General features: G+C 64.7%; 18 protein-coding genes. 17 read left to right on the forward strand and 1 reads right to left on the reverse strand.

Features of this window, described 5'->3' with window-relative positions:
* Window positions 1–272 precede the first annotated feature (272 nt).
* The 16 genes from mraZ to lpxC all read left to right on the forward strand — a co-directional run bounded on the left by mraZ (window position 273) and on the right by lpxC (window position 18056).
* Window positions 273–728 (forward strand): division/cell wall cluster transcriptional repressor MraZ, encoded by a 456-nt coding sequence (mraZ, locus tag PRtIB026_RS08120; protein ID WP_011535546.1) that lies wholly within the window; start codon window positions 273–275, stop codon window positions 726–728.
* The gene (rsmH, locus tag PRtIB026_RS08125) at window positions 725–1672 is read left to right on the forward strand and encodes a 16S rRNA (cytosine(1402)-N(4))-methyltransferase RsmH (protein ID WP_050703844.1); all 948 of its coding nucleotides are present in this window, start codon (window positions 725–727) and stop codon (window positions 1670–1672) included. Before mraZ ends, rsmH begins: the two co-directional genes overlap by 4 nt.
* Complete coding sequence (gene ftsL, locus PRtIB026_RS08130; protein ID WP_028689746.1) at window positions 1669–1962, forward strand: cell division protein FtsL; 294 nt, start codon at window positions 1669–1671, stop codon at window positions 1960–1962. Before rsmH ends, ftsL begins: the two co-directional genes overlap by 4 nt.
* Window positions 1962–3689, forward strand: a complete 1728-nt coding sequence (locus PRtIB026_RS08135) for a peptidoglycan D,D-transpeptidase FtsI family protein (protein ID WP_162232950.1) — start codon at window positions 1962–1964, stop codon at window positions 3687–3689. The genes ftsL and PRtIB026_RS08135 overlap by 1 nt, the downstream gene beginning before the upstream one ends.
* Entirely contained in the window at window positions 3689–5152 is a 1464-nt protein-coding gene (locus PRtIB026_RS08140; protein WP_203647910.1) for a UDP-N-acetylmuramoyl-L-alanyl-D-glutamate--2,6-diaminopimelate ligase, read from the forward strand. Before PRtIB026_RS08135 ends, PRtIB026_RS08140 begins: the two co-directional genes overlap by 1 nt.
* On the forward strand, window positions 5145–6512 hold the full coding sequence (locus PRtIB026_RS08145; RefSeq protein WP_203647909.1) for a UDP-N-acetylmuramoyl-tripeptide--D-alanyl-D-alanine ligase: 1368 nt from the start codon (window positions 5145–5147) through the stop codon (window positions 6510–6512). The genes PRtIB026_RS08140 and PRtIB026_RS08145 overlap by 8 nt, the downstream gene beginning before the upstream one ends.
* Entirely contained in the window at window positions 6512–7594 is a 1083-nt protein-coding gene (gene mraY / locus PRtIB026_RS08150; RefSeq protein ID WP_028689742.1) for a phospho-N-acetylmuramoyl-pentapeptide-transferase, read from the forward strand. The genes PRtIB026_RS08145 and mraY overlap by 1 nt, the downstream gene beginning before the upstream one ends.
* Before the next feature lie 6 nt (window positions 7595–7600).
* Window positions 7601–8947 (forward strand): UDP-N-acetylmuramoyl-L-alanine--D-glutamate ligase, encoded by a 1347-nt coding sequence (gene murD / locus PRtIB026_RS08155; RefSeq protein ID WP_203647908.1) that lies wholly within the window; start codon window positions 7601–7603, stop codon window positions 8945–8947.
* Complete coding sequence (ftsW, locus tag PRtIB026_RS08160) at window positions 8944–10158, forward strand: putative lipid II flippase FtsW (RefSeq protein ID WP_189657241.1); 1215 nt, start codon at window positions 8944–8946, stop codon at window positions 10156–10158. Before murD ends, ftsW begins: the two co-directional genes overlap by 4 nt.
* Window positions 10148–11227, forward strand: coding sequence for an undecaprenyldiphospho-muramoylpentapeptide beta-N-acetylglucosaminyltransferase (gene murG / locus PRtIB026_RS08165; RefSeq protein ID WP_203647907.1), 1080 nt, complete (start codon window positions 10148–10150; stop codon window positions 11225–11227). Before ftsW ends, murG begins: the two co-directional genes overlap by 11 nt.
* Window positions 11220–12668 (forward strand): UDP-N-acetylmuramate--L-alanine ligase, encoded by a 1449-nt coding sequence (gene murC, locus PRtIB026_RS08170; protein WP_203647906.1) that lies wholly within the window; start codon window positions 11220–11222, stop codon window positions 12666–12668. Before murG ends, murC begins: the two co-directional genes overlap by 8 nt.
* Window positions 12665–13621, forward strand: a complete 957-nt coding sequence (locus PRtIB026_RS08175; protein ID WP_203647905.1) for a D-alanine--D-alanine ligase — start codon at window positions 12665–12667, stop codon at window positions 13619–13621. The genes murC and PRtIB026_RS08175 overlap by 4 nt, the downstream gene beginning before the upstream one ends.
* 6 nt (window positions 13622–13627) lie before the next feature.
* A complete protein-coding gene (locus PRtIB026_RS08180) occupies window positions 13628–14497 on the forward strand; it encodes a cell division protein FtsQ/DivIB (RefSeq protein WP_062364074.1) in 870 nt (289 codons plus the stop codon).
* Between the two features lie 14 nt (window positions 14498–14511).
* Window positions 14512–15780 carry a cell division protein FtsA gene (gene ftsA, locus PRtIB026_RS08185; RefSeq protein WP_028689735.1) on the forward strand — a complete coding sequence of 423 codons (1269 nt, stop codon included), beginning with the start codon at window positions 14512–14514 and terminating at the stop codon, window positions 15778–15780.
* Between the two features lie 55 nt (window positions 15781–15835).
* On the forward strand, window positions 15836–17032 hold the full coding sequence (gene ftsZ, locus PRtIB026_RS08190) for a cell division protein FtsZ (RefSeq protein WP_054894013.1): 1197 nt from the start codon (window positions 15836–15838) through the stop codon (window positions 17030–17032).
* A 112-nt stretch (window positions 17033–17144) separates the two neighbouring features.
* Complete coding sequence (gene lpxC, locus PRtIB026_RS08195) at window positions 17145–18056, forward strand: UDP-3-O-acyl-N-acetylglucosamine deacetylase (protein WP_028689733.1); 912 nt, start codon at window positions 17145–17147, stop codon at window positions 18054–18056.
* A 166-nt stretch (window positions 18057–18222) separates the two neighbouring features.
* On the opposite strand, the gene PRtIB026_RS08200 is transcribed toward lpxC, so the two are convergent.
* Complete coding sequence (locus PRtIB026_RS08200) at window positions 18223–18678, reverse strand: DUF721 domain-containing protein (protein ID WP_203647904.1); 456 nt, start codon at window positions 18676–18678, stop codon at window positions 18223–18225.
* A 355-nt stretch (window positions 18679–19033) separates the two neighbouring features.
* Here PRtIB026_RS08200 and secA point away from each other — a divergent pair, with 355 nt between their 5' ends.
* Complete coding sequence (gene secA / locus PRtIB026_RS08205; protein ID WP_203647903.1) at window positions 19034–21769, forward strand: preprotein translocase subunit SecA; 2736 nt, start codon at window positions 19034–19036, stop codon at window positions 21767–21769.
* Window positions 21770–21775 lie beyond the last annotated feature (6 nt).

Below are 21775 nucleotides of genomic sequence, written 5' to 3' on the forward strand. Positions count from 1 at the left end.
CTGGTAATACCGAAAAATTCTTACTCTTAATAAATCACTTTAACTTCGCACTCTATCCGCTTGAGTGTGTTTGATTTTTCCCGTCAGTTTTCTTCTCCGGTAATCCTTCCACCTTCCTTTGTTGAGCTAAATCGCCGTCCTGTAAGGGATTTCCTTATGAACGTGCCTTGACGGTGTGGCGGGCGGATTCCTATAGTGTGCGCAAGTGGCAGAAAGTGGGATGAAGTGGGTTTTCTGACACAAAAAAGCTAACATTGTGGGGAATCGCAGCCGTGTTCCGCGGAGCCAACGCCGTCAGCCTCGATGCCAAGGGCCGTCTCGCCATGCCGAGCCGGTACCGTGACGAGCTCGATTCGCGTTGCAATGGTCAACTGATCGTGACCATCGACGCCGTTGACCCCTGCTTGTGTGTTTATCCCCTCGATGAGTGGGAGCAGATAGAAGCCAAGTTGCGCGCCTTGCCGTCGTTGCGTGAGGAAAACCGTCGCCTGCAGCGTTTGCTGATCGGCAATGCGGTTGACCTGGAGCTCGACGGCAGTGGGCGTTTCCTGGTGCCGCCGCGCCTGCGTGAGTACGCCAAGCTGGACAAGAAGGCGATGCTGGTGGGGCAGCTGAACAAATTCCAGCTGTGGGATGAGGATGCCTGGAACGCGGTTTCGGCAGCCGACCTTGCAGCTATTCAACAACCGGGCGCCATGCCCGATGATTTGCGTGACCTGATCCTGTGACCATAGATAGCGGCTTCAACCACATCACCGTCCTCCTCGACGAAGCCGTCGAGGCCTTGGCCCTGCGCGCCGACGGTTGCTATCTGGACGGCACCTTCGGGCGCGGCGGCCACAGCCGCCTGATCCTCAGCAAGCTCGGACCGCAAGGGCGGCTGCTGGGGTTCGACAAGGATCCACAGGCGATTGCCACCGGGCAAGCGCTGGCGGCCGAAGACGGCCGCTTTGTCATTGTGCAGCGCAGCTTTGCCGAGCTGGGCGCCGAGGTGGCCGAGCGCGGCCTGGCAGGCAAGGTCAGCGGCATCCTGCTCGACCTGGGCGTGTCTTCGCCGCAGCTCGATGACCCCGAGCGTGGCTTCAGTTTCCTCAACGACGGCCCGTTGGATATGCGCATGAACCCGAACCAGGGCATCAGCGCCGCCGAGTTCATCGCCACTGCGCCGGTCGAGGAAATCGCCCGCGTGTTCAAGGAGTATGGCGAGGAGCGTTTCGCCGGGCGCATGGCGCGTGCCGTGGTCGAGCGTCGCGAGAAGCAGCCGTTCACCCGTACCGCCGACCTGGCTGAAGTGCTCAAGGTCGCCAACCCGGCCTGGGAAAAGGGCAAGAACCCGGCAACCCGCGCCTTCCAGGGCCTGCGCATTCACGTCAACAACGAACTGGGTGACCTCGAGACGGGCCTTGAAGCCGCGCTCGATGCCCTCGAAGTGGGCGGCCGCCTGGCGGTGATCAGCTTCCACTCGCTGGAAGACCGTATCGTCAAACTGTTCATGCGCAAGCTGGTCAAGGGCGAGGCGGACAACCTGCCGCGCAACCTGCCGGTGCAGCACAAGACCTTCGAACCGAAGATCAAGCTCATCGGCAAGGCGCAATTCGCCTCCGAAGCCGAGCTCAAGGCCAATCCGCGATCGCGCAGCGCCGTGATGCGGGTGGCGGAGAAGTTGCGGTGAGCCGGCTGTTTGCCAAACCTTTGCCAGGCGGAAGCTTCCTGATGCTTCTGCTGTTCGTCGCCGTCCTGATTTCGGCCATTGCCGTCTCCTATAGCGCCCACTGGAACCGCCAGCTGCTCAACACCCTGTACGGTGAACTGAGCGAGCGCGACAAGGCCCAGGCCGAGTGGGGCCGGCTGATCCTCGAGCAAAGCACCTGGACCGCCTCCAGCCGTATCGAGAGCCTGGCCTCCGAGCAGCTCAAGATGCGCGTGCCCGCTGCTGACGAAGTGCGGATGGTGGCGCCATGATGAAGCTCGAGGGCGCACTCTACCCCTGGCGGTTCAGGGTGGTGATCGGCTTGCTGGCGCTGATGGTCGGTGCCATCTGCTGGCGCATCATCGACCTGCAGGTGGTCGACCGTGACTTCCTCAAGGGCCAGGGCGATGCCCGCAGCCTGCGCCATATCCCCATTCCCGCGCACCGTGGCCTGATCACCGACCGCAATGGCGAGCCGCTGGCGGTCAGTACCCCGGTCACTACCTTATGGGCCAACCCCAAGGAAATGCAGGCGGCCAAGGAACGCTGGCCGCAACTGGCAGCCGCGCTCGGGCAGAACCCGCAGCAGCTGACCGAACGACTCACCCAGCAGGCCAGCAAGGAATTCATCTACCTGGTCCGCGGCCTGACCCCGGAGCAGGGCCAGCACGTGCTCGACCTGAAGGTGCCTGGCGTGTACGGCCTGGAAGAGTTCCGCCGCTTCTATCCGGCCGGCGACGTCACCGCGCACATGGTCGGCTTCACCGACCTGGACGACCATGGCCGTGAAGGCGTCGAGCTTGCCTACGACGAATGGCTCGCCGGGGTGCCCGGCAAGCGGCAGGTGATCAAGGACCGGCGCGGCCGGCTGATCAAGGACATCCAGGTAACCAAGAACGCCAAGGCCGGCAAGACCTTGGCGTTGTCGATAGACCTGCGTCTGCAATACCTGGCCACCCGCGAACTGCGCAACGCCATCGCCGAACAGGAAGCCAAGGCCGGCAGCCTGGTGATCATGGACGTCAAGACCGGCGAGGTCCTGGCCATGGTCAACCAGCCGACCTACAACCCGAACAACCGCCGCAGCATGTTCCCGGCGGCCATGCGCAACCGGGCGATCATCGACGTCTTCGAGCCGGGCTCGACGGTCAAGCCGATCTCCATGAGCGCCGCGCTGCAGAGTGGCCGCTGGAAGCCCACCGACAAGGTCGAGGTGTATCCGGGCAGCCTGCAAATTGGTCGCTACACCATCAAGGACGTTTCCAGGAGCGAGGGCCCGATCCTCGACCTGACGGGTATCCTGATCAACTCGTCCAACGTCGGCATGAGCAAGATCGCCTTCGATATCGGTGGCGAGGCCATCTACCGGGTGATGTCCCAGGTCGGTCTGGGCCAGTACACCGGCCTGGGCTTCCCTGGCGAACGCGTCGGCAACCTGCCCAACCACCGCGAGTGGCGCAAGGCCGAGACCGCGACCCTGTCGTACGGCTACGGCGTGTCGGTGACCGCCCTGCAACTGGTGCATGCCTACGCCGCGCTGGCCAACGACGGCAAGATGGTGCCGCTGTCGATCCTCAAGGTCGACAAGGCGCCGGAAGCCGTGCAGGCGATTCCCAAGGAAACCGCCGAGACCGTGCAGGCCATGCTGCAGCAGGTGATCGAGGCGCCGCGCGGGGTGTTCCGCGCCCAGGTGCCGTTCTATCACGTGGGTGGCAAGTCGGGTACCGCGCGCAAGGCCACCGTCGGCTCCAAGGGCTACACCGAGAACGCCTACCGTTCGCTGTTCGCCGGCTTCGGCCCGATGAGCGACCCGCGCTACGCCATCGTCGTGGTCATCGACGAGCCGAGCAAGGGTGGCTACTTCGGCGGCCTGGTCTCGGCCCCCGTATTCAGCAAAGTAATGTCGGGCACCTTGCGCCTGATGAATGTACCGCCGGACAACCTGCCGCCTTCGACGCAGCAAGCCAGCGCAGTACCCGCCAAGGGAGGGCGAGGTTGATGACGATGCCATTGAGCAAACTGTTCGCCCATGCCAGCCGCGATCCGTTGATCCGCGAGCTGACCCTGGACAGCCGCGCCGTGCGTCCAGGCGACCTGTTCCTGGCCGTGCCGGGGGCCAAGGTCGATGGTCGCGCGCACATCGCCGATGCCCTGGCCCGTGGCGCCGCCGCGGTGGCCTACGAAGAGCAGGGCGCCAGCGTGCTGCCGCTCACCGATGCGCCGCTGATTCCGGTCAAGGGTTTGATTGGCCAGTTGTCGCAGATCGCCGGACGCTTCTATGGCGAGCCGAGCCGTCAGCTCGACCTGGTCGGCGTGACCGGTACCAACGGCAAGACCAGCGTGACCCAATTGCTGGCTCAGGCACTTGACGCCCTGGGCAAGCGCTGTGGCCTGATCGGCACCCTCGGCACCGGTTTTTATGGTGAGCTGCAGAGCGGCCGCCTGACCACGCCGGACCCGATCGCCGTGCAATCGACCTTGAGCGACCTGAAGAAGGGCGGAGCCAAGGCCGTGGCCATGGAGGTATCCTCCCATGCCCTCGAACAGGGTCGGGTGGCCGCGCTGGACTTCGATATCGCGGTGATGACCAACCTGTCCCGCGACCACCTGGACTACCACGGCAGCATGGAGGCCTACGAGGCCGCCAAGGCCAAGTTGTTCGCCTGGTCGAGCCTGCGTGCCCGGGTGGTCAACCTGGATGATGACTTTGGGCGTCGCTTGGCAGATGCTCCAGCCACATCGCGCCTGATCAGCTACAGCCTGCAGGATTCGGCGGCGACGCTGTTCTGCAAAGAGTCTGCCTTCAACGATGATGGCGTGCGCGCCGTGATCGTCACCCCACAGGGCGAGCATGTCCTGCGCAGCCGCCTGCTGGGGCGTTTCAACCTGAGCAACATGCTGGCGGCGGTAGCCACGCTGATGGCGCTGGATTACCCGCTGGATGAAATTCTCAAGGTCACCCCGCAACTGCACGGGCCGGTCGGCCGCATGCAGCGCCTGGGTGGCGGTGACAAGCCGTTGGTGGTGGTCGATTACGCCCACACCCCGGATGCCCTGGAAAAAGTACTCGAAGCCTTGCGTCCGCACGCTCACGGCAAGCTGCTGTGCCTGTTCGGCTGTGGTGGCGATCGTGACGCCGGCAAGCGTCCGCTGATGGCCGAAGTGGCCGAGCGCCTGGCCGACCGTGTGCTGGTCACCGACGACAACCCGCGTAGCGAAGACCCCCTGCGGATCTTCGACGATATTCGCCCCGGTTTCGCCAAGCCTGCTGCCGTCGCGTTCGTCGCTGGCCGTGGCGCGGCCATTGCCCAGCTGATCGCCAGTGCCAGTGTGGACGACGTGATCGTCTTGGCTGGCAAGGGGCACGAGGATTACCAGGAGATCAATGGCGAACGCCATGACTTCTCCGACCTGGTCGAAGCCGACAAGGCACTTGCAGCCTGGGAGGCGCCACATGCTTAAGCCGATGATTCTCAGCCAACTGACCGGTGCCCTGGGTGCGCGCCTGGCAGGCGCCGACGCCAGCTTCACCGGTGTGAGCATCGACAGCCGCACCGTCGCTGCCGGCCAACTGTTCGTCGCCCTGACCGGCCCGCGCTTCGATGGCCACGACTACCTGGCCGACGTGAAAGCCAAGGGCGCGGTCGCCGCGCTGGTCGAGCGCGAAGTTGCCGGTGTCGACCTGCCGCAGCTGCTGGTCGCCGACTGCCGCGTCGCCCTCGGTCAGCTCGGCGCCCTGAACCGTGCCGCCTTCGACAAGCCGGTGGTGGCCATCACCGGCTCCAGCGGCAAGACCACGGTCAAGGAAATGCTCGCCGCGATCCTGCGCACCCGCGGGCCGGTGCATGCCACCCGTGGCAACCTGAACAACGACCTCGGCGCACCTTTGACCCTGCTGGAGATCGCTCCGGAGCACAGCGCCGCAGTGATCGAGCTGGGCGCCTCGCGCATTGGCGAGATTCGCTACACCGTTGGCCTGACCCAGCCGCAAGTGGTCATCATCAATAACGCCGGTACCGCCCATGTCGGTGAGTTCGGTGGCCCGGAGAAGATCGTCGAGGCCAAGGGCGAAATCCTCGAAGGCCTGGGCGAGGGCGGCACGGCCATCCTCAACCTGGCCGACAAGGCGTTCGAGATCTGGCGCAAGCGGGCAGGCGCTCACCGCATCTTCAGTTTCGCCCTGGACAATCCGCAGGCGGACTTCCACGCCAGTGATATCGGGCGCGACGCTCGTGGCTGCCCGTCGTTCACCTTGCACGGCCCGACTGGCAGCGTCCCGTTGCAGTTGAACCTGCTCGGCACCCACAACGTCAGCAACGCCCTGGCCGCTGCCGCCGCCGCCCATGCCGTCGGTCTGAGCCTGAGCGGCATCGCCGCCGGTCTGAACGCCGTGCAACCGGTCAAGGGCCGCACCGTGGCGCAGATCGCGCCGAACGGCGTGCGGGTCATCGACGACAGCTACAACGCAAATCCCACCTCGATGTGCGCCGCCATTGATATACTCGCCGGCTTTTCCGGACGCACCGTCCTGGTGCTCGGGGATATCGGCGAACTGGGACAATGGGCCGAGGAAGGTCACCGCCAGGTGGGTGACTACGCACGCGGCAAGGTCGACGCGCTGTACGCGGTGGGTGCCAACATGGCTCATGCGGTCAAGGCGTTCGGCGCCAATGCCCGCCATTTCGCTACTCAAGCTGAGCTTATCGCTGCCGTTGGCACCGAGAATGCCAGCGACACCACTATCTTGATCAAGGGCTCGCGCAGCGCTGCGATGGAAAACGTCGTGGCCGCACTGTGTGGTGCCAGCGGGGAGAAACATTAATGCTGCTGCTGTTGGCTGAGTATCTGCAACAGTTCCACAAGGGCTTCGCGGTCTTCCAGTACCTGACCCTGCGCGGGATCCTGGGTGTGCTGACCGCGTTGTCACTGGCCCTGTGGTTGGGCCCGTGGATGATCCGTACCCTGCAGATCCGCCAGATCGGTCAGGCCGTGCGCAACGACGGCCCGCAATCGCACCTGTCCAAATCCGGCACCCCGACCATGGGCGGCGCGCTGATCCTGTCCGCCATCGCCATCAGCACCCTGCTGTGGGCCGACCTGACCAATCGCTACGTGTGGGTGGTTCTGATCGTCACCCTGGCGTTCGGCGCCATCGGCTGGGTCGATGACTACCGCAAGGTGATCGAGAAGAACTCCCGCGGCCTGCCAAGCCGCTGGAAATATTTCTGGCAGTCGGTGTTCGGCCTGGCCGCGGCGATCTTCCTGTACAAGACCGCGCCGACCAGCGTCGAGACCACGCTGATCATTCCGATGCTCAAGGACCTGGCGATTCCGCTGGGCGCCGGGTTCATCGTGCTGACGTATTTCGTCATCGTCGGCTCGAGCAACGCGGTCAACCTGACCGACGGCCTCGATGGCCTGGCGATCATGCCGACGGTGATGGTTGGCGGTGCCCTGGGCATCTTCTGCTACCTGTCGGGCAACGTGAAGTTCGCCGAATACCTGCTGATCCCGTACGTGCCTGGCGCGGGCGAGCTGATCGTGTTCTGCGGCGCGCTGATCGGCGCCGGCCTGGGCTTCCTGTGGTTCAACACCTACCCGGCCCAGGTGTTCATGGGCGACGTCGGCGCACTGGCGCTGGGCGCGGCCCTGGGGACCATCGCGGTGATCGTCCGCCAGGAGATCGTCCTGTTCATCATGGGCGGCGTGTTCGTGATGGAAACCCTGTCGGTGGTCATCCAGGTGGCTTCGTTCAAGCTCACCGGCAAGCGCGTGTTCCGCATGGCGCCGATCCATCACCACTTTGAACTCAAGGGTTGGCCCGAGCCACGGGTGATCGTCCGCTTCTGGATCATCACCGTGATTCTGGTGCTGATTGGCCTTGCCACCCTGAAACTGAGGTAACCGAGCGTGTCACTGATCGCTTCCGACCAATTCCGCATCGTTGTCGGCCTCGGCAAGAGCGGCATGTCCCTGGTTCGCTTCCTGGCGAACCGGGGCATTGCCTTTGCGGTCGCCGACACCCGCGAGCAACCGCCGGAACTGGACACCCTGCGCCGTGAATACCCGCAGGTGGAAGTGCGCTGTGGCGAGCTGGACGTGGACTTCCTGTGCCGGGCCAACGAGCTGTATGTGAGCCCCGGCCTGGCCCTGGCCACGCCTGCCCTGCAGCAGGCCGCCGCGCGTGGCGTGAAGCTGTCCGGCGACATCGAGCTGTTCGCCCGCCACGCCAAGGCACCGATCGTCGCCATCAGCGGCTCCAACGCCAAGAGCACCGTGACCACCCTGGTCGGCGAGATGGCCGCCAAGGCAGGCAAACGTGTGGCAGTCGGCGGCAACCTTGGCACCCCGGCCCTCGACCTGCTGGCCGACGATGTCGAGCTGTACGTGCTGGAGCTGTCGAGCTTCCAGCTGGAGACCACCGACCAGCTCAACGCCGAAGTGGCCACCGTGCTGAACATCAGCGAAGACCACATGGACCGCTACAGCGGCCTGCCGGCCTATCACCTGGCCAAGCACCGGATCTTCCGCGGCGCCCGCCAGGTGGTGGTGAACCGCCAGGATGCCCTGAGCCGTCCATTGCCGGTCGAAGGCCGGCCGAGCTGGAGCTTCGGTCTCAACGCGCCGGACTTCAAGGCCTTTGGCCTGCGCGAGGTCGAGGGCGAGAAGTACCTGGCCTTCGAATTCCAGGCCCTCATGCCGGTGCGTGAGCTGAAGATCCGTGGCGCCCACAACCAGAGCAATGCCCTGGCCGCGTTGGCTCTCGGCCATGCCGCCGGCCTGCCATTCGAGCCGATGCTCGAGGCGCTGCGTGAATTCAAGGGCCTGGCCCATCGCTGCCAGTGGGTACGTGAGCGCAACGGAGTGAACTGGTACGACGATTCCAAGGCCACCAACGTCGGTGCGGCCCTGGCCGCCATCGAAGGCCTGGGCGCCGATATCGAAGGCAAGCTGGTACTGATCGCCGGTGGCGACGGCAAGGGCGCCGACTTCGCCGCCCTGCGCGAGCCGGTGGCTCAACACTGCCGTGCCGTGGTGCTGCTGGGCCGTGACGCCGAGCGTCTGGCCGAAACCTTGGGCGATGCCGTGGCGCAAGTCCGGGTCAAGAGCCTCGACGAAGCCGTGCAGCGTTGCGCCGAGCTGGCCCAGCCGGGTGACGCGGTACTGCTGTCGCCTGCCTGCGCCAGCCTCGACATGTTCAAGAATTTCGAAGAACGCGGGCGCCTGTTCGCCCAGGCGGCGGAGGGGCTGGCATGATCTTCGGCATCCTCAAACCGTACCCGTCGCCGCTGATCAGCGGCCGTGGCATCGACCTCGACTTCCCGCTGCTGGCCGGTTGCCTGGCGCTGCTCGGCCTGGGCCTGGTGATGATTACTTCGGCCTCCTCGGAAGTGGCCGCGGTGCAGTCGGGCAACCCGCTGTACCACATGTTCCGCCACCTGGTGTACGTCACCCTCGGCCTGGGCGCCGGGTTGATGACCATGCTGGTGCCGATCGCCACCTGGCAGCGCATGGGCTTCCTCATGCTGATCGGTGCCTTCGGCCTGCTGGTGCTGGTACTGGTGCCGGGTATTGGCCGTGAAGTGAATGGTTCGATGCGCTGGATCGGCTTCAGCTTCTTCAACGTGCAGCCGTCGGAGATCGCCAAGGTCTTCGTGGTCATCTACCTCGCTGGCTACCTGGTGCGCCGGCAGACCGAGGTGCGCGAGAGCTGGATGGGCTTCTTCAAGCCGTTCATCGTGCTGCTGCCGATGGCCGGCCTGCTGCTGATGGAGCCGGACTTCGGCGCCACGGTGGTGATGATGGGCGCCGCGGCGGCCATGCTGTTCCTTGGCGGGGTAGGGTTGTTCCGCTTCTCGCTGATGGTGGTGCTGGCGGTCATTTCGGTGGTGGTGCTGGTCCAGGCCCAGCCGTACCGCATGGCGCGCCTGATCACCTTCACCGACCCCTGGTCCGACCAGTTCGGCTCCGGCTACCAGCTGACCCAGGCGCTGATCGCCTTCGGCCGCGGCGAGTGGCTGGGTGTGGGCCTGGGCAACAGTGTGCAGAAGCAGTTCTACCTGCCCGAGGCGCACACCGACTTCGTGTTCTCGGTGCTGGCCGAAGAGCTGGGCGTGATCGGCTCGCTGCTGACCATCGCGCTGTTCGTCTTCATTACCGTGCGTGCGCTGTACATCGGCCTGTGGGCCGAGAAGGCCAAGCAGTTCTTCGCCGCCTACATGGCCTTTGGCCTGTCGTTCCTGTGGATCGGCCAATTCCTGATCAACATCGGCGTGAACGTCGGCCTGCTGCCGACCAAGGGCCTGACCCTGCCGTTCCTCAGCTACGGCGGCAGCTCGCTGGTGATCTGCTGCGCCTGCGTCGGGCTGTTGCTGCGCATCGAGTGGGAGAGTCGCACGCATCTGGGCAGCGAGGAACACGAATTCAAGGAGAGCGATTTTGCCGAGGAGACCAGTCATGGCCGCTGACGGCAAGAACATCCTGATCATGGCCGGCGGTACCGGGGGCCACGTGTTCCCGGCCCTGGCCTGCGCCCGCGAGTTCCAGGCCCGTGGCTACAGCGTGCACTGGCTGGGCACCCCGCGTGGCATCGAGAACGAACTGGTACCCCAGGCCGGCCTGCCGCTGCACCTGATCCAGGTCACCGGCCTGCGTGGCAAGGGCAAGCTGTCGCTGCTCAAGGCACCGTTCACTTTGATCAAGGCCGTGCTGCAGGCGCGGCGCATCGTGCGTGAGCTCAAGCCGGTCTGCGTGGTCGGCTTCGGTGGCTATGTGACCGGCCCCGGCGGTGTTGCCGCCCGCTTGTGCGGGGTGCCCCTGGTGATCCACGAGCAGAATGCCCGCGCCGGCACCACCAATCGCCTGCTGCTGCCGTTGGCCGCACGTGTCTGCGAAGCCTTCCCGGACACCTTCGCCGCCAGCGACAAGCTGCGCACCACCGGCAATCCGGTGCGTGCTGAGCTGTTCATGGAGGCGGCACGCGCGCCCCTGGCCGAGCGGCGTGCGCGCCTGCTGGTCATGGGCGGCAGCCTGGGTGCGGAACCATTGAACAAATTGTTGCCTAAGGCCCTGTCCGAAGTGCCGGCGAACCTGCGCCCCGAGGTGTTCCACCAGGCCGGGAAAAACCACGCCCCTGTCACCGCCGAGCGTTATCACGAGGCGGGTGTCGAGGCCCAGGTCGAACCGTTCATCAAGGACATGGCCCATGCCTATGGCTGGGCCGATATGGTGGTGTGCCGGGCCGGCGCCCTGACCGTCAGCGAACTCGCGGCGGCGGGCCTGCCCTCGATGCTGGTGCCCTTGCCCCATGCCATCGACGACCACCAGACCCACAACGCCCAATACCTGGCTCGCGAAGGCGCCGCCTTCCTGATGCCACAAGCGACTACTGGCGCAGCGCAGCTCGCTGAACGCCTGAACGAGGTGCTGATGCAACCCGAGAAACTCAACGCCATGGCCGGCACCGCCCGCCGCCTGGCCAAACCTGGCGCAACCAGCACCGTGGTCGATATCTGCCTGGAGGTGGCCCATGGTTGAGAGCCAGAAAGCCATGCCCCACCCGAAAATGGGCCGTATCCGTCGCATCCACTTCGTCGGTATCGGCGGCGTGGGCATGTGCGGCATTGCCGAAGTGCTGCTGAACCTGGGCTATGAAGTGTCCGGTTCCGACCTGAAGGAGTCGCCGGTGACCGAGCGCCTGCAGTCGTTCGGCGCGCAGATCTTCGTCGGCCACCGCGCCGAGAACGCCGCCAACGCTGACGTGCTGGTGGTGTCGAGCGCGATCAACCCGGCCAACCCGGAAGTCGCCACCGCCCTGGAGCGCCGCATTCCCGTGGTGCCGCGCGCCGAGATGCTCGCCGAGCTGATGCGCTACCGTCACGGCGTTGCCGTTGCCGGCACCCACGGCAAGACCACCACCACCAGCCTGCTGGCCTCGGTGTTCGCCGCCGGCGGCCTGGATCCGACCTTCGTCATCGGCGGTCGCCTGACCGCGGCCGGCACCAACGCGCAGCTGGGCACCAGCCGCTACCTGATCGCCGAGGCCGACGAGAGCGACGCCAGCTTCCTGCACCTGCAGCCGATGGTCGCCGTGGTCACCAATATCGACGCCGATCACATGGCCACCTACGAAGGTGACTTCAACAAACTGAAGAAGACCTTCGTCGAGTTCCTGCACAACCTGCCGTTCTACGGGCTGGCGGTGATGTGCCTGGACGACCCGGTGGTGCGTGAGATCCTGCCGCAGGTCAAGCGTCCGACCGTCACCTACGGCTTCAGCGAAGAGGCCGATATCCGCGCCATCAACGTGCGCCAGCAAGGCATGCAGACCCACTTCACCGTGCTGCGCCGCGACTGCGAGCCGTTGGAAGTGTCGGTGAACATGCCGGGCAACCACAACGTGCTCAATGCACTGGCCACCATCGCCATCGCCACCGACGAAGGCATCAGCGACCAAGCCATCGTCCAGGGCCTGTCGGGCTTCCAGGGCGTCGGTCGACGCTTCCAGGTGTACGGCGAGTTGCCGGTCGACGGTGGCAGCGTGATGCTGGTCGACGACTACGGCCACCACCCGACCGAAGTCGCCGCGGTGATCAAGGCCGTGCGTGGCGGCTGGCCGAGCCGTCGCCTGGTGATCGTCTACCAGCCGCACCGCTACAGCCGCACCCGCGACCTGTACGACGATTTCGTGCAGGTGCTGGGCGATGCCAACGTGCTGCTGCTGATGGAGGTCTACCCGGCCGGCGAAGAGCCGATCCCTGGTGCCGACAGCCGCCAGCTGTGCCACAGCATCCGCCAGCGCGGCAAGCTCGACCCGATCTACATCGAGCGCGGCGCCGAGCTCGCGCCGCTGGTCAAGCCGCTGCTGCGCGCCGGCGACATCCTGATCTGCCAGGGTGCCGGTGATGTCGGCGGCCTGGCCCCGCAACTGATGAAAAGCCCGCTGTTCGCCGGCGCCAAGCAGGAGAAGTCGAAATGACCAGCGCCTACGACACGCTGCATTCCACCCTCGACGTCAAGGCCTTCGGCCGCGTCGCCGTGTTGTACGGTGGCAAGAGCGCCGAGCGCGAGGTCTCGCTCAAGTCGGGCAGGGCCGTGATCGAGGCGCTGAGCAGCGCCGGAGTCGACGTGGTCGCCATCGACGTCGGTGACGACCTGCTGGATCGCTTGCAGAACGAGAAGATCGACCGCGCCTTCATCATCCTCCACGGCCGTGGCGGTGAGGACGGCAGCATGCAGGGCCTGCTCGAATGCCTGGGCATCCCTTACACCGGCAGCGGCATCCTCGCCTCGGCGCTGGCCATGGACAAGCTGCGCACCAAGCAGGTGTGGCAGAGCCTGGGCATCCCGACCCCGCGTCACGCGGTGCTGGGCAGCGAGCAGGATTGTGTTGCCGCCAGTGCGGAACTGGGCTTCCCGTTGATCGTCAAACCTGCCCATGAAGGTTCGAGCATCGGCATGGCCAAGGTGAACAGCGAGCAGGAACTGGTCGCCGCCTGGAAAGACGCCGCCAAATACGATTCGCAGGTACTGGTCGAGCAATGGATCCACGGCCCGGAGTTCACCGTCGCCGTATTGCGTGGCCAGGTGCTGCCGCCGATCGCGCTGGGCACCCCGCACGTGTTCTACGACTACGACGCCAAGTACATCGCCAATGACACCCAGTACCGCATCCCGTGCGGCCTGGACAGCGTCAAGGAACAGGAACTGATCGACCTGACCGCGCGCGCCTGCGATGCCGTTGGCATCGAGGGTTGGGGCCGGCTGGACGTGATGCAGGACGAGCAGGGCCGGTTCTGGCTGCTCGAGGTCAACACCGCACCGGGCATGACCGACCATAGCCTGGTGCCCATGGCGGCCCGCGCCGCCGGCCTGGACTTCCAGCAACTGGTGCTGGCGATCCTGGCCGACAGCGTAGCGAAGCGAGGTTAACCAGCCATGCAAGGCGCGATGATACGTCAGCAACCACCCGTTACCGGCCGCAGCAAGCCGGTGCCACGTGGTGCCAGCCGACTGGTGGCCGACGAGCCCGTATCGGCGCGCCTGCCTCGGCCAAGCTTCGGCGGTCTCAAGCGCCTGTTGTGGCCGGTGCTGCTGGTGGCCGCAGGCTTTGGCGCCTACGAGGGCGCCATCCGCCTGATGCCCTACGCCGACCGGCCGATCACCAAGATCGACGTGCAGGGCGACCTCAGCTACATCAGCCAGCAGTCGGTGCAGCAGCGGATCGCGCCGTACGTGGCGGCGAGCTTCTTCACCGTCGACCTGGCGGCGATGCGCGTGGAGCTGGAGCAGATGCCCTGGATCGCCCACGCCGAAGTGCGCCGGGTGTGGCCGGACGAGGTGGTGATCCGCCTGGAAGAACAGTTGCCGGTGGCGCGCTGGGGCGACGAGGCCTTGCTCAACAACCAGGGCCAGGCCTTCACCCCGCGCGAGCTGGCCAACTACGAGCACCTGCCGCAGCTGTTCGGGCCGCAGCGCGCTCAGCAACAAGTCATGCAGCAGTATCAGGTATTGAGCCAGATGCTGCGCCCCATGGGCTTTTCCATCGCTCGCCTGGAGCTGCGCGAGCGAGGCAGCTGGTTCCTGACCACCGGTGCGGGCAGCGCCGGGGCGGGCGTCGAGCTGCTGCTGGGGCGCGACCATCTGGTGGAGAAGATGCGCCGTTTCATTGCCATTTACGACAAATCGCTTAAAGACCAGATCACCAATATCGCCCGCATCGATCTGCGTTATTCCAACGGACTTGCCGTTGGTTGGCGGGAACCGAATGCACCGACGACGGCCCAACCCGCCGTTGCGAAGAATTAGAGAGAGGCAGGACCATGGCAAACGCGCATAGCGGCAAAATGATCGTCGGGCTGGACATCGGCACCTCCAAGGTGGTGGCGCTGGTGGGTGAGGTCGGCGAGGACGGCACCCTGGAGATCGTCGGGATCGGCACCCATCCGTCCCGCGGCCTGAAGAAGGGCGTGGTGGTGAACATCGAATCGACCGTGCAGTCGATCCAGCGCGCCGTCGAAGAGGCCCAGCTGATGGCCGGCTGCCGCATCCACTCGGCGTTCGTCGGCGTGGCCGGCAACCACATCCGCAGCCTGAACTCCCACGGCATCGTCGCCATCCGCGACCGCGAAGTCAGCACCGCCGACCTCGAGCGCGTGCTCGATGCCGCCCAGGCCGTGGCCATTCCGGCCGACCAGCGGGTGCTGCACACCCTGCCGCAGGACTACGTGATCGACAACCAGGAAGGCGTGCGCGAGCCCCTGGGTATGTCGGGCGTGCGCCTGGAAGCCAAGGTCCATGTGGTCACCTGCGCGGTCAACGCGGCGCAGAACATCGAGAAGTGCGTGCGCCGCTGCGGCCTGGAAATCGACGACATCATCCTCGAGCAGCTGGCCTCGGCCTACTCGGTGCTGACCGACGACGAGAAAGAGCTGGGCGTGTGCCTGGTGGACATCGGCGGCGGCACCACCGACATCGCCATCTTCACCGAAGGCGCGATCCGTCACACCGCGGTGATCCCGATCGCCGGCGATCAGGTCACCAACGATATCGCCATGGCCCTGCGCACCCCCACGCAGTACGCCGAGGAAATCAAGATCCGCTACGCCTGCGCCCTGGCCAAGCTGGCCGGTGCCGGCGAGACCATCAAGGTGCCGAGCGTCGGCGACCGCCCGCCGCGCGAGTTGTCGCGCCAGGCCCTGGCCGAAGTGGTGGAGCCGCGTTACGACGAGCTGTTCACCCTGATCCAGGCCGAACTGCGTCGCAGCGGCTTCGAGGACCTGGTGCCGGCCGGCATCGTCCTCACCGGCGGCACCGCGAAGATGGAAGGCGCCGTGGAACTGGCCGAGGAGATCTTCCACATGCCAGTACGCCTGGGCGTGCCGCACAGCGTTCGGGGCCTGAGCGACGTGGTGCGCAACCCGATCTATTCCACCGGCGTGGGCCTGCTCACCTACGGCCTGCAGAAGCAGTCCGAGGACCCGTCCCTGACCGGTATCAGCAACAGCAACAGCAGCAACAACAGCTATGGCGATGAACCGAAGGGCCCTGTGCTTGAACGACTCAAGCGTTGGGTCCAGAGCAACTTCTAAGTTTCAAAGCAGTAGTGGTAGGCGCGACAACTAGAGAACTGTAAGGAGAGGGAAAATGTTCGAGCTCGTAGACAACGTCCCGCAAAGTCCGGTCATCAAGGTGATCGGCGTTGGCGGTGGCGGCGGCAACGCCGTCAACCACATGGTCAAGAGCAGCATCGAAGGCGTGGAATTCATCTGCGCCAACACCGATGCTCAGGCGCTGAAAAACATCGGCGCACGCACCATCCTGCAACTGGGCACGGGTGTGACCAAGGGCCTGGGTGCCGGTGCCAATCCGGAAGTCGGCCGTCAGGCCGCGCTGGAAGACCGTGAGCGCATCGCCGAGGTGCTGCAGGGCACCAACATGGTGTTCATCACCACCGGCATGGGCGGCGGTACCGGTACCGGCGCGGCGCCGATCATCGCCGAAGTGGCCAAGGAAATGGGCATCCTCACCGTTGCGGTGGTGACCCGTCCGTTCCCGTTCGAGGGTCGCAAGCGCATGCAGATCGCCGACGAAGGCATCCGCATGCTGGCTGAGAGCGTCGACTCGCTGATCACCATCCCCAACGAGAAGCTGCTGACCATCCTTGGCAAGGATGCAAGCCTGCTGTCCGCCTTCGCCAAGGCCGACGACGTGCTGGCCGGTGCCGTTCGCGGTATCTCCGACATCATCAAGCGTCCGGGCATGATCAACGTCGACTTTGCCGACGTGCGCACCGTGATGGGCGAGATGGGCATGGCGATGATGGGTACCGGTTGCGCCAGCGGCCCGAACCGTGCTCGCGAAGCCACCGAAGCGGCGATCCGCAACCCGCTGCTCGAGGACGTCAACCTGCAGGGCGCCCGCGGCATCCTGGTGAACATCACCGCAGGTCCCGACCTGTCGCTGGGCGAGTACTCCGACGTGGGTAGCATCATCGAGGCCTTCGCCTCCGACCACGCGATGGTCAAGGTCGGCACCGTGATCGACCCGGACATGCGCGACGAGCTGCACGTGACCGTGGTGGCCACTGGCCTGGGCGCGCGTATCGAGAAACCGGTCAAGGTGGTCGACAACACCCTGCAGACTGCCCAGCAGGTGTATGAGTCCTCCAACCCGGCCCCGGTTCGCCAGGAGCAGTCGGCGGTCAACTACCGTGACCTGGAGCGTCCGACCGTGATGCGCAACCAGGCCCACGCGGGTGCCGCGGCGGCAGCTAAACTCAACCCTCAGGATGATCTGGACTACCTGGATATCCCGGCGTTCCTGCGTCGTCAGGCCGATTAATGGAATTTATCAGGGGTATTAGGGTGATTGGTGTTCAGCAAAGGCCGGGTCTGTTATCATCCCCAGCCTTTGTTGATACCTGTTCGCAATTTGCGCTGAAGCGGCCAATGCCATGATTAGACAACGCACCCTGAAGAATACCATCCGTGCCACAGGTGTCGGCCTGCACTCCGGGGAGAAGGTCTACCTGACCCTCAAGCCTGCGCCTGTCGACACCGGCATCGTCTTCCGTCGCGCCGACCTCGACCCTGTGGTCGAAATCCCGGCGCGCGCGGCCAACGTCGGTGAGACCACCATGTCCACGACATTGGTCAACGGTGACGTCAAAGTCGATACGGTCGAGCACCTGCTCTCCGCCATGGCGGGCCTGGGCATCGATAACGCCTACGTCGAGCTCTCCGCCTCGGAAGTGCCGATCATGGATGGCAGCGCCGGACCCTTCGTATTCCTGATCCAATCGGCCGGCCTGGAAGAACAGGACGCAGCCAAGAAGTTCATCCGCATCCTGCGCGAAGTGACGGTGGAAGAGGGCGACAAGCGCGCCACTTTCCTGCCTTTCGACGGGTTCAAGGTGAGCTTCGAGATCGACTTCGATCACCCGGTCCTCAAGGGCCAGACCCAGAGCGCGGTCGTAGATTTCTCTAGCACCTCGTTCGTCAAGGAAGTCAGCCGTGCCCGCACGTTCGGCTTCATGCGTGACATCGAGTACCTGCGCAAGCACAACCTTGCGTTGGGCGGCAGCGTGGAGAACGCCATCGTGGTCGACGAGACCGGCGTGCTTAACGAAGACGGCCTTCGTTCCGATGACGAATTCGTCAAGCACAAGATCCTCGACGCCATCGGCGACCTTTATCTGCTGGGCAACAGCCTGATCGGCGAGTTCAAGGGCTACAAGTCCGGGCACGCGCTGAACAACCAGCTGCTGCGCAAGCTGATCGCCGAAACCGACGCTTGGGAAGTGGTCACCTTCGAAGATGCCAGCACGGCACCGATCTCGTACATGCGCCCTGTTGCGGCCGTGTAAGTTCGAACACTCTCTCTAGTGTGATTAAGGCCACCTTCGGGTGGCCTTTTTTATGGAGTGCAGCCAAAAGGTGGAGCGTGGGAGCGGGCTTGACCCGCGATAGGCCCGCGCACGCTATCGCGGGGCAAGTCGGGTCGCCGCATCGCCGCTCCCACGTGGTCGTGTATCAGGCTTTGCTCTGCGCATGAGCCGCCAGGCGCTCCAGCGCTGCGCGCAGCTTCGGGTCGCTGATGCCCTCGGCCGAACCTAGGATGCTGTCTGCGGCAGATTCCGACAGTTCAGGCCCATGACCTTCACGCTTTGCCGAGACCAGCGGTGGTTGCACCTTGAACTGGATGCGGCTCAGGTTGGCGAACGCCTCCATGGCTTGCAGCTGGCGTTGCAGGCGCTTCTGCTGGTAGCGCAGACGGGTGGCCCAATGGCCGTCGGTTACCACCAGCAACAACGTCCCTTCCTTCCAGGAGGCCACGTGGCAGTGCTCGCGGGCGGCCGGTTGCAGCTGGCTCTCCAGCAGGCGCTGCAGGTGCTCGAGGCGTTCGGCCTGGTTGAGCAGCAGGCGCAGTGGCCGTGCCTTGCGCAACAGGTCGGCGGGGGGGCGGGCAGGGGTGGGTTTGTAGGCCATGGAGGTCTGCAGAGGGTTACAGGATCGACAGTCTACCAGTTGGGCATTCATCGCGGGGCAAGCCCGCTCCCACGCCAGCGTGTGGCGGGGCGTGGGAGCGGGCTTGCCCCGCGAGCGGTCGTCGGATCTTGATGCAAGTCATTCGCGATACGTTTCATCTTCGCGCACCTTGAACTTGCGCAAAAAGCCCCTATGTTAGTCAGGCCCCCTAAAAGCGCTGTGCCAGCATCGTGGAAATCCACCACTTTCCTCACCATCGTTTCCGGGTAGAATGCTCGTTCGCATGCGGCCTCAGGGCTGCACGGGCGACTCACGGGGCCGCCCTCCATCCCTACGTGTGGAAGATCCTGCCGATATGTTTGCGCCTTTGTTAAAAAAACTTTTTGGAAGCAAGAACGAGCGTGAAATCAAACGCATGCTCAAGACGGTGAGCACCGTCAATGCCTTCGAAGAGAAGATGGTGGCCCTCTCCGACGAGCAGCTGCGGGGCAAGACCGCAGAGTTCAAGGAGCGTCTGGCCAAAGGCGAGACTCTCGACCAGCTGCTGCCCGAAGCCTTCGCCGTGGCCCGCGAGGCCGGCAAGCGCGTGATGGGCATGCGTCACTTCGATGTCCAGCTGATCGGCGGCATGACCTTGCACGAAGGCATGATCGCAGAAATGCGTACCGGTGAAGGCAAGACCTTGGTCGGCACCCTGGCCGTGTACCTCAACGCGCTGTCCGGCAAGGGCGTGCACGTGGTCACCGTCAACGACTACCTGGCCCGCCGCGACGCCAACTGGATGCGTCCGCTGTACGAGTTCCTCGGCCTCAACGTCGGCATCGTCTCGGCCTTCCAGCCGCCGGAAGAAAAGCGTGCCGCCTATGCCGCCGACATCACCTACGGCACCAACAACGAATTCGGTTTCGACTACCTGCGCGACAACATGGCGTTCAGTCAGGACGAGAAGTTCCAGCGTGAGCTGAACTTCGCCGTGATCGACGAAGTCGACTCGATCCTCATCGACGAGGCGCGCACCCCGCTGATCATCTCCGGCCAGGCCGAGGACAGCTCCAAGCTGTACATCGAGATCAACCGCCTGATCCCGCGTCTGACCCAGCACATCGAGGAAGTCGAAGGCCAGGTGACCCAAGAGGGCCACTACAGCATCGACGAGAAGAGCCGCCAGGTCGAACTGAACGAGGCCGGCCACCAGTTCATCGAGGACATGCTGACCCAGTCCGGCCTGCTGGCCGAGGGCGAGAGCCTGTATTCGGCGCACAACCTGAGCCTGCTGACCCACGTCTACGCCGGCCTGCGCGCGCACAAGCTGTTCCACCGCAACGTCGAGTACATCGTCCAGGAAGGCCAGATCCTCCTGATCGACGAGCACACCGGCCGTACCATGCCGGGCCGCCGCCTGTCCGAAGGCCTGCACCAGGCCATCGAGGCCAAGGAAAACCTGAACATCCAGGCCGAGAGCCAGACCCTGGCCTCGACCACCTTCCAGAACTACTTCCGTCTCTACAGCAAGCTGTCCGGCATGACCGGTACCGCCGACACCGAGGCGTTCGAGTTCGCCCAGATCTACAACCTCAACGTGATGGTCATCCCACCGAACAAGCCGTTGGCCCGCAAGGACTTCAACGACCTGGTGTACCTGACCGCCGACGAGAAGTACGCCGCGATCATCGCCGACATCAAGGAAAGCATGGCCCATGGCCGTCCGGTCCTGGTCGGTACCGCGACCATCGAAACCTCCGAGCACATGTCCAACCTGCTCAAGAAGGAAGGTATCGACCACAAGGTCCTGAACGCCAAGTACCACGAGAAAGAAGCCGAGATCATCGCGCAAGCCGGTGCTCCGGGCGCGCTGACCATCGCCACCAACATGGCCGGTCGTGGTACCGACATCCTGCTGGGCGGCAACTGGGAGGCCGAAGTGGCCGCCCTGGACAACCCGACCACCGAGCAGATCGCCCAGATCAAGGCCGACTGGCAGAAGCGTCACCAGCAGGTGCTGGAAGCCGGTGGCCTGCACGTGATCGCCTCCGAGCGCCACGAGTCGCGCCGCATCGACAACCAGCTGCGTGGCCGTGCCGGCCGTCAGGGCGATGCCGGTTCCAGCCGCTTCTACCTGTCGCTGGAAGACAGCCTGATGCGCATCTTCGCCTCCGACCGGGTGAAGAACTTCATGAAGGCCCTGGGGATGCAGTCCGGCGAGGCCATCGAGCACCGCATGGTGACCAACGCCATCGAGAAGGCGCAGCGCAAGGTCGAAGGCCGCAACTTCGACATCCGCAAGCAACTGCTCGAATACGATGACGTGGCCAACGAGCAGCGCAAGGTGATCTACCACATGCGCAACAGCCTGCTGGCCGCCGAGAACATCGGCGACACCATCGCCGAATTCCGCCAGGAAGTGCTCGATGCCACCATCAGCCAGCACATCCCGCCGCAATCGCTGCCCGAGCAGTGGGACGTGGCCGGCCTGGAAGCTTCGCTGGCCAGCGACTTCGCCATCAAGCTGCCGATCCAGCAGTGGCTCGACGAGGACGATCACCTCTACGAGGAGACCCTGCGCGAGCGGCTGATCAAGGAAATCACCGACGCCTACAACGAGAAGGAAGACCAGGCCGGCATCGACGCCCTGCGCACCTTCGAGAAGCAGATCCTGCTGCGCGTGCTGGATGACCTGTGGAAAGACCATCTGTCGACCATGGACCACCTGCGCCACGGTATCCACCTGCGTGGCTATGCGCAGAAGAACCCGAAGCAGGAGTACAAGCGCGAGTCGTTCACCCTGTTCCAGGAACTGCTGGAGTCGATCAAGCGCGACACCATCCGCGTGCTGTCGCACGTCCAGGTACGCCGCGAAGACCCGGCCGAGGAAGAGGCGCGCCTGCGCCGCGAGGCCGAGGAACTGGCCAGCCGCATGCAGTTCCAGCATGCCGCAGCGCCGGGCCTGGAAGGTGAGCAGCTGGCCGAGGAGGGCGCTGAAGTCGCGGTGGCCTCTGCACCGGTTCGCAACGACATGAAGCTGGGCCGCAACGAGCCGTGCTGGTGTGGTTCGGGCAAGAAATTCAAGCATTGCCATGGTCAGATTGAATGATCTGAA

It is taken from the genome of Pseudomonas sp. RtIB026 (assembly GCF_016861355.2).
GTDB classification, from domain to species: Bacteria; Pseudomonadota; Gammaproteobacteria; order Pseudomonadales; family Pseudomonadaceae; genus Aquipseudomonas; species Aquipseudomonas peradeniyensis.

Bases quoted from the DNA above. Each gene is read 5' to 3' on its own strand.
- PRtIB026_RS08140 (WP_203647910.1), top strand. From the start codon at position 3,689: ATGACGATGCCATTGAGCAAACTGTTCGCCCATGCCAGCCGCGATCCG.
- PRtIB026_RS08145 (WP_203647909.1), top strand. From the start codon at position 5,145: ATGCTTAAGCCGATGATTCTCAGCCAACTGACCGGTGCCCTGGGTGCG.
- mraY (WP_028689742.1), top strand. From the start codon at position 6,512: ATGCTGCTGCTGTTGGCTGAGTATCTGCAACAGTTCCACAAGGGCTTC.
- ftsW (WP_189657241.1), top strand. From the start codon at position 8,944: ATGATCTTCGGCATCCTCAAACCGTACCCGTCGCCGCTGATCAGCGGC.
- lpxC (WP_028689733.1), top strand. From the start codon at position 17,145: ATGATTAGACAACGCACCCTGAAGAATACCATCCGTGCCACAGGTGTC.
- murG (WP_203647907.1), top strand. From the start codon at position 10,148: ATGGCCGCTGACGGCAAGAACATCCTGATCATGGCCGGCGGTACCGGG.
- secA (WP_203647903.1), top strand. From the start codon at position 19,034: ATGTTTGCGCCTTTGTTAAAAAAACTTTTTGGAAGCAAGAACGAGCGT.
- ftsA (WP_028689735.1), top strand. From the start codon at position 14,512: ATGGCAAACGCGCATAGCGGCAAAATGATCGTCGGGCTGGACATCGGC.
- PRtIB026_RS08135 (WP_162232950.1), top strand. From the start codon at position 1,962: ATGAAGCTCGAGGGCGCACTCTACCCCTGGCGGTTCAGGGTGGTGATC.
- ftsZ (WP_054894013.1), top strand. From the start codon at position 15,836: ATGTTCGAGCTCGTAGACAACGTCCCGCAAAGTCCGGTCATCAAGGTG.
- PRtIB026_RS08200 (WP_203647904.1), bottom strand. From the start codon at position 18,678: ATGGCCTACAAACCCACCCCTGCCCGCCCCCCCGCCGACCTGTTGCGC.
- murC (WP_203647906.1), top strand. From the start codon at position 11,220: ATGGTTGAGAGCCAGAAAGCCATGCCCCACCCGAAAATGGGCCGTATC.
- PRtIB026_RS08175 (WP_203647905.1), top strand. From the start codon at position 12,665: ATGACCAGCGCCTACGACACGCTGCATTCCACCCTCGACGTCAAGGCC.
- PRtIB026_RS08180 (WP_062364074.1), top strand. From the start codon at position 13,628: ATGCAAGGCGCGATGATACGTCAGCAACCACCCGTTACCGGCCGCAGC.